The sequence below is a fragment of the Staphylococcus sp. HMSC056G08 genome (genome assembly GCF_001812305.1).
Classification (GTDB): domain Bacteria; phylum Bacillota; class Bacilli; order Staphylococcales; family Staphylococcaceae; genus Staphylococcus; species Staphylococcus simulans.
On record NZ_KV808432.1, the window covers coordinates 1 to 6,637 of the forward strand.

General features: G+C 29.0%; 6 protein-coding genes and 1 pseudogene. 5 read left to right on the forward strand and 2 right to left on the reverse strand.

What is annotated here, in order from left to right; translation table 11 throughout:
* Positions 1 to 88: 88 nt before the first annotated feature.
* Positions 89 to 637, reverse strand: a complete 549-nt coding sequence (locus tag HMPREF2846_RS01085) for a helix-turn-helix domain-containing protein (RefSeq protein ID WP_070625301.1) — start codon at positions 635 to 637, stop codon at positions 89 to 91.
* Between the two features lie 85 nt (positions 638 to 722).
* Here HMPREF2846_RS01085 and HMPREF2846_RS01090 point away from each other — a divergent pair, with 85 nt between their 5' ends.
* From HMPREF2846_RS01090 to HMPREF2846_RS14330, 5 genes and pseudogenes are all read left to right on the forward strand, one after another.
* Positions 723 to 1,886: a CynX/NimT family MFS transporter gene (locus HMPREF2846_RS01090; RefSeq protein ID WP_070625308.1), complete on the forward strand. Its 1,164-nt coding sequence runs from the start codon at positions 723 to 725 to the stop codon at positions 1,884 to 1,886.
* Positions 1,887 to 2,202: 316 nt separating this feature from the next.
* Positions 2,203 to 2,452, forward strand: a pseudogene (gene mobC / locus HMPREF2846_RS01095) (plasmid mobilization relaxosome protein MobC); the annotation flags it as partial.
* Complete coding sequence (locus HMPREF2846_RS01100; RefSeq protein ID WP_070625312.1) at positions 2,434 to 2,634, forward strand: mobilization protein; 201 nt, start codon at positions 2,434 to 2,436, stop codon at positions 2,632 to 2,634. The pseudogene mobC and the gene HMPREF2846_RS01100, both read left to right, overlap by 19 nt.
* 756 nt (positions 2,635 to 3,390) lie before the next feature.
* On the forward strand, positions 3,391 to 4,329 hold the full coding sequence (locus HMPREF2846_RS01105) for a helix-turn-helix domain-containing protein (protein WP_083309950.1): 939 nt from the start codon (positions 3,391 to 3,393) through the stop codon (positions 4,327 to 4,329).
* A 46-nt stretch (positions 4,330 to 4,375) separates the two neighbouring features.
* Positions 4,376 to 4,543: a hypothetical protein gene (locus HMPREF2846_RS14330; protein ID WP_176745458.1), complete on the forward strand. Its 168-nt coding sequence runs from the start codon at positions 4,376 to 4,378 to the stop codon at positions 4,541 to 4,543.
* A 630-nt stretch (positions 4,544 to 5,173) separates the two neighbouring features.
* On the opposite strand, the gene HMPREF2846_RS13805 is transcribed toward HMPREF2846_RS14330, so the two are convergent.
* Positions 5,174 to 6,139: a replication initiator protein A gene (locus HMPREF2846_RS13805; RefSeq protein WP_083309951.1), complete on the reverse strand. Its 966-nt coding sequence runs from the start codon at positions 6,137 to 6,139 to the stop codon at positions 5,174 to 5,176.
* Positions 6,140 to 6,637: the final 498 nt, after the last annotated feature.

Consider the following 6,637-nt stretch of genomic DNA (forward strand, 5'->3'; position numbering starts at 1 on the left):
AGTGATAAAAAATTTGATAAATATATTTTGTCGGGTTCTGTTGCAAAGTTAGAAAAAGTATAGCTAATCACATTAGGTATTCTTCAAACTAATATTGAATAGTAGCAGTCAACTCTAAAACTCCTTCACCTATATTAAAGTAACTATGTTCTGAATCTGATTCAAAAGATATAGCTTGCTTTTCTTTAACGATACTAACATGTTTTCCTACTTTTATCTTTAGTGTACCTTTATTCACTATTATAAATTCTCTAGAATTCTCTTCATGTCCTTTTGAATATAAAGAACCATCTATTTTGAAATTCATACTGAACATTTCAAAATTTTTATTTTTATCGTAAGGAAAGTATGGGAAAACAGTGACTGTTTTATCAATACTGTAAATTGGATTAATGTATCTATTGTCTATAAATTGAACTGTTGATTCTTTTTTATTAATTAAAGAAGATATTGGTATTTGAAGTCCATTTGCTAAATTAACTAAAGTATTTATCGTAGGGTTACCTTCTCCTTTTTCAATTATACTTAATACATTTTTACTCACATTTGTAAGTTTAGAAGTTTTTTCCAAACTTAAATTTTTCGCTTTCCTATATTTATATAAGTTAGAGGCAACAACATCATTTATATTATCCAAAATAATACCTCCTTTTAAAGTCTTGTAAATTATTGTAACATATAAAGTGAAATTTGTTCTCTATATGTTACAATAGGAGGTTTTTATGAAAAGAAATACAGATACATCTATAAATTGGTTTCTTTTTATAGGTATTTTACTCATAGGTGCTAATTTAAGAGCACCTATTACATCTGTGGGCGTGGCCTTACATTCAATAAAAGAAACTTTTTCTCTTTCTAATGGTTTACTTAGTATTATAGCAGTCATTCCATTAGTTGCGTTTGCAATAATTTCACTTTTTGCTTCTAAAATAGGTGAAATTTTTGGTATGAATAAAACATTATTTGTTGCCCTTATTTTTATTTTTGTAGGTATTATTTTAAGAAGTATTACCATACTGCCGTTTATATATATAGGAACAACCTTAATAGGTATCGGAATTGCATTTGGCAATGTTTTAACTCCCGGTGTCATTAAATCCAATTTTCCTCTTAGAATCGGAATAATGACAGCATATTATACAGTAGTAATGAATATATTTGGCAGCTTATCTTCATTTGTAACATCTCCTATTTTAAAAGTCTCTAATTACAATATCGCTTTAGGAATAATAGGATTGATAACTTTACTCACAATTTTTATTTGGGCGTTTCAACTTAAACATAACCAAAAAAGCAATAATCCCCATATGATTAATAACACCAATGTTTGGAAACATTCTATAGCTTGGCAAATTACGTTACTAATGGGTAGTCAATCTTTAATATTTTATTCACTTATAAATTGGTTACCACAATATCTCTCAACATATGACATATCTTCTGATCTTGCCGGGTTATATCTAGCTCTATTACAACTTGCAATTATTCCATTGACTTTTATCACGCCAATAATAGTAACAAAGATGAAGTCTCAAATAGGAGTTACAATATTTACAGGTACTTTATTTATAGTAGGTATTCTGATTATGATGTTTATACCTCAGATGTCTCTCTATTCTTTAATTATTATTGGCATTGCCAGTGGTATAGCTTTTGGACTGGTTAACACCTTCTTCAGCTTAAGAACTAAGGATGGTATTACTGCAGCTAAATTATCAGGTATGGCTCAAGCAATTGGATACTCATTTGCTTCTTTAGGACCACTGCTATTTGGTGTCTTACACGATATTTCAGGTTCATGGACACCTTCTTTGATTGTACTGCTAATCGCCGCTGTGTTAATTACAATAATAAGCTCTGGAGCAGGAAGAAATATACAAATATAGTTCCTTTATCATCAATGTTTTTTAATCATAATTGTTCTGAAAGCTAATAAGCATTTTAGACGCTTTTCATTTATATGAAGAGCGTCTTTTGGTTCTGGTGCAAAGTTAAACAATATAGCTAATCACTAATTTATCATGTCAATGTTCAACTCAAATTTTTTATTCATTTATATTAATTAATGAATATTGACTAGTAAAGCCTGATTGCTATACCTCTGAAATATTTGGAAAGTTAGAGTTAATAATATAATCTCTAACTCTTCAAGTATTTGTTTTCAATAGAAAAAGGAGGTGTATTATGAGTGAATATAAATATGAAAAGTTGAGTATGAGTGTACCAGCTTTCGTGAAAAAAAGGGCAAAGTAATCGATTGGTTGCACTTAATTTTGATAAAGAACCGTGCCAATCGATTGCTAAAGATTTGAGCAGATTAGGACCTAATGCGAATCAGATTGCTTCATACTGTAATCAACATCTGTATGAAGCTCCAGATAATGAAAGATTAGAACGTAATATAAGAGTGTTGCATGAAAGGTTGGATAAAATATGGAAAAAACTAAGATAAGATTTATTTCTTTTTTACTCTTGTTAATATTTGTAATTGTTTATGCTGTTCTTTCTTTAACAACGGATTATATTAACCATAAGTATTCTCTATTATTTGTATTAGCTTTCGCATTATGGGGGTTTTTAACAGATGTTTTAACTAAAACAAATAAAAGAGAAGATAGTAATGACAACAACTAAAGAAAAAACTAGAAAAATACAAGCATGAGTTAGATACCGTTAAATACGAACCGCCGAAAGTACAAAAAGTCGATTTACACATTATCGGTTCAGGTGTCTTAGAATTATCAACGGCACGTAATTATAAATTCCCTAAAGGTGTAGGCTCAGCAGATCATGTAGATGATACTAAAGAAACAATTCAATTTTCTAATACTTATCAACCAACAGAAATCAAAGGTAAAAGACTTGCAGGCCTGAACAACTATTATGAAGGTGAAGGATCAGCACCCTACCTAGTCACAATCGTTGACGATAAAATCAAAAAGGTTGCTTTAGATAAAGGCGGCAATCCTGCTATTAAAGACAATCAAAAATTCAAACATAAAAAAGGTTCTTAAACTATAAAAAAAGAGAGCAGCTATTGCTCAGCTGCCCTCTTTTTTAATATTATGTTAATGCTTTTAATTTTTAATGATTAGTGCTAAGATAACATTAAATAAAAAGAACGAAAAAAGAACACCAGCACTAATTACTGTTAGCCGCAGTAATTAGCCGCTACCGATAAACCAGCTATCGGCGCACTTTAGGTGTCCTTCTTTCTTATTCTTTTGATACTCTTATGTTACAAGAACAAAAGTAAAATTGCAACATAAAAGTATTAAATGAAACAAGAAAGCAGAGATACCGCTAACTGATGATATTGTCAAAAAAGTGTAAGCCGTTGTATATATCGGCTCACACTTTTTTTGTTCCTCTAAGAAAGAAGGAAAAATTATGGCATATCAACTAATAAATTTACAAGAACACGCAACATTCGATTCAATTCAAGCAATGGATAACACAGTAAGACAATACAATGCGCAAATCAGCAAAACACATTACGAAACACTGAACCTATTAAAACAATACAGTTGCAAAGTGATTGGTGTTTCGCACATTAAAATCAAAACAATTGCAAAGAAATTAGATAAGTCTGTTGCGACTGTCAAACGTCATATCAAGTTTTTAAAAGAAAACGGTTTTATTACTGTAATCAATACTTTGCGAAATAAACAAGGAGGTAAAGGCGCAAATACTTATGCCATTAATCCTATTGAGTTATTCAAAAAAATTCAAAATGAGCTATCGCAAATGAGCTATCGCAATGCACAAAAAAAACGCAATCAAAGCCAATCACAGCAAGCATTAGCCTATGTGCAGGTTAAGAAAGAAACTATGTCTTTTATAAAACTATTAAATTCTTTTGTAAGTAACAAATGTAGAAAAAAACAAATCCAATTAAAACGCAATGAAAACATCAAATATTTCAGAGCTTGTCCTGAAGGTGTACCGATTGAATTATATCAACGTTATAAACCTTTCTTTAGTGATGCTCAAATTAAGTGCTTATTCAACAATATCTCAGATCAAATCAATCCATATCCTAATATCAACAATGAAGCATATACTGACATAGTTAATAATACATTGGGTTCATTAGTTAAAGCACTAAGAAACTATCACAGAGGACAAGGTAAAAAAATATATAATATTTTTGCATATGCTGTGGGTACTGCAAAAATATTAGCAGCCAAAGTAGATCATATCAACAAATGGTCTGCAATGTGGGAACACTCTACACAAACAAATCAATATGATAATAATTTCAAAACAGCAAGTATGCATATGTGGGCAAAAACAGGGCTCTTAGATGATGAGGGAATTCCTTATTAACCTCCCAACAAAAAAGAGAGAGGAATCGTCATTCTTAATTATAATTATGAAGAAAAAACACATATTAGTTAAAGAGTTTGAATCCATTATTGATTATTTTTTTACAAATCCTGAAGATGAAGCGTGGTTTGAAATTGAACAAATAACTGCAAATGATACTATTGCGAGCAGACTCGATGAATCAGCTGATAATACATTCGACTACACTACATAAGATCGAACAAAGATATTAAGATTATCAGCAAAAGCAATACAATTAATTATTTAACACATATAATTTTATTTTTCTTTATAATCGATATTGTCTTGCATATCTATGATGTAAATTTCTCTGATTTAAAACTCATTAATTAAATCATTGTCTTGATTCATGTCATAGATAGACTTACTTATATCATGTAGGTCGACACTATCTCAAACTTCTTGAAACTAACAGTACAAGTTTTCAAGAATCAAGAATTTAGTATTTATAGTATTTTTCTCTCTAGAAATCAACTTTTTAAGGGGTTTTTAGATACGTCATTGACTTCACTAATTTATCTATATAAATGCCAACATTGATTAATAGACTTTGACTGAACAGTGATGCCTAAAACTAAAAATAATTGATTTGAGTCGAATTTATTATTACAAAGGAACAAACGATAAAATATATGATAAATTTGCATAAACATGGAGTAGTATAAAAAACTAACAGTTAAAATGCATAATATCCACAAATGGTCCAGAATATGAAAAGACTATACAAAAATAGGACAACACAATAACTTCAAAGCAACAATGATATATACCTCAAAAGAATTTTTTTGTTAACTTTAGCGTTTTATATAAATAGGCAACTAAATTAACTTTTCCAATCTTTTTCCAATTGTCGTTTAAATGCTTCTCGTTGTCTTTCAAAATCTACTTGCTCTTCTGGTGTCAATTGTTCATTACGTAATTGTTGAGGATTGTTTAGCCATTTTGGGGTTAATTCTTTAATTTTAATATTACCAGTTGTTTGAACATTATAATTTATTGCTTCGTTTAATGACTTAATTCCCTTATCAGACCAATTTTGTAAAATTTTAAGTAGAAAAACTTTTGGGTTTTTTCCATGTTTTGAAGCGTATTGTATTGCATAGTAAATAATTGAATCATCAAATTTCATTAATAATGGGATTAATTCTTTCTGATATGCTGATGTTATTTGAATATTAAATTCTAATTTAATTTTTTGAAGGCATTTTAGTATATTACAACGACTGTTTTCTTTTTTTGTAGTAGTTGTAATATCAGTATCATTAATATCAGTATCATTAATATCAGTATCATTAGAGTTAATTTCATTAACTTCTTGAAGTAAAATTCTTTTATCTCTTGAAGTTAAATTACTTAACTTCTGGAAGTTAAAATTTTTAACTTCCTTGTCACTACTAGTTTTATCGATGTTTTCATCTTGTTGTAATTGATAAATATCATCATTAGTAACATTAGGTTTCATTAAATAAAGCATGTTAGGTTTATTAAGGCCTTGTCTTTTTTGCTCCAATAAATTTGCATTCTCTAATTCTTTCTTGATTTTTACTACTTTAGGTTTACTTACATTAAGAATGTTTTCCAGAGTTTCATTTGTATAAATAAAATAGATTGCATTGTCTGCGTCTACCCATTTATTCAAAATGGATAGTTCTAGTCGATCACGAAGAATAGCATATGCAATTTTTGCATCGTTTGATATATTTTTATAGATAGGATTTGTGAAAAACACTTTTGGTAATTGATAAAAACGTTCTTTATACTGTTCTTCTATATAGAATTTATTAGACATAATGAAAACCTCTTTCCATTTGATTTTATTGGACAGAGGTAATAAAACTTTTACAACATTTCAATTTTATTTAATAATATTGAGACTTGCACGTGTGGATTATATTTTATATAATGAGAGTACAATTTGAATTAAATAAACGTTGGCAACCGTTTTATTACCTTAAGGACAACTACTACCAATAGTTGTCCTTTTCCTATGATTATATATTATCATGCAGTATTCATTGCTGTAAATGTTGCATATCATGTGAAATGGATAGTAATAATTGAAATAAATAATCAATATATATGTAGTTTTTTTATTAAAATTAAGGGTATGCTAGTAATATAGCTAGATTTCATGTAAAAACACCCAAAAGACCCGCTTACATTTAAAGTGAGCGGGTCTTTTAAAATTACTCTAAGATAGGTACACATTATTTTTTCTTCTATAATAAATCCGGTTGATGAGATAACCTAGCGGTTATTTCAGACCGTAGACAAACTACCGTTATAA

What these genes read in the sequence shown, in the direction of transcription:
- HMPREF2846_RS01105 (WP_083309950.1), top strand. Translation starts at nt 3,391, where the DNA reads ATGGCATATCAACTAATAAATTTACAAGAACACGCAACATTCGATTCA.
- HMPREF2846_RS01100 (WP_070625312.1), top strand. Translation starts at nt 2,434, where the DNA reads ATGGAAAAAACTAAGATAAGATTTATTTCTTTTTTACTCTTGTTAATA.
- HMPREF2846_RS01090 (WP_070625308.1), top strand. Translation starts at nt 723, where the DNA reads ATGAAAAGAAATACAGATACATCTATAAATTGGTTTCTTTTTATAGGT.
- HMPREF2846_RS13805 (WP_083309951.1), bottom strand. Translation starts at nt 6,139, where the DNA reads ATGTCTAATAAATTCTATATAGAAGAACAGTATAAAGAACGTTTTTAT.
- HMPREF2846_RS14330 (WP_176745458.1), top strand. Translation starts at nt 4,376, where the DNA reads ATGAAGAAAAAACACATATTAGTTAAAGAGTTTGAATCCATTATTGAT.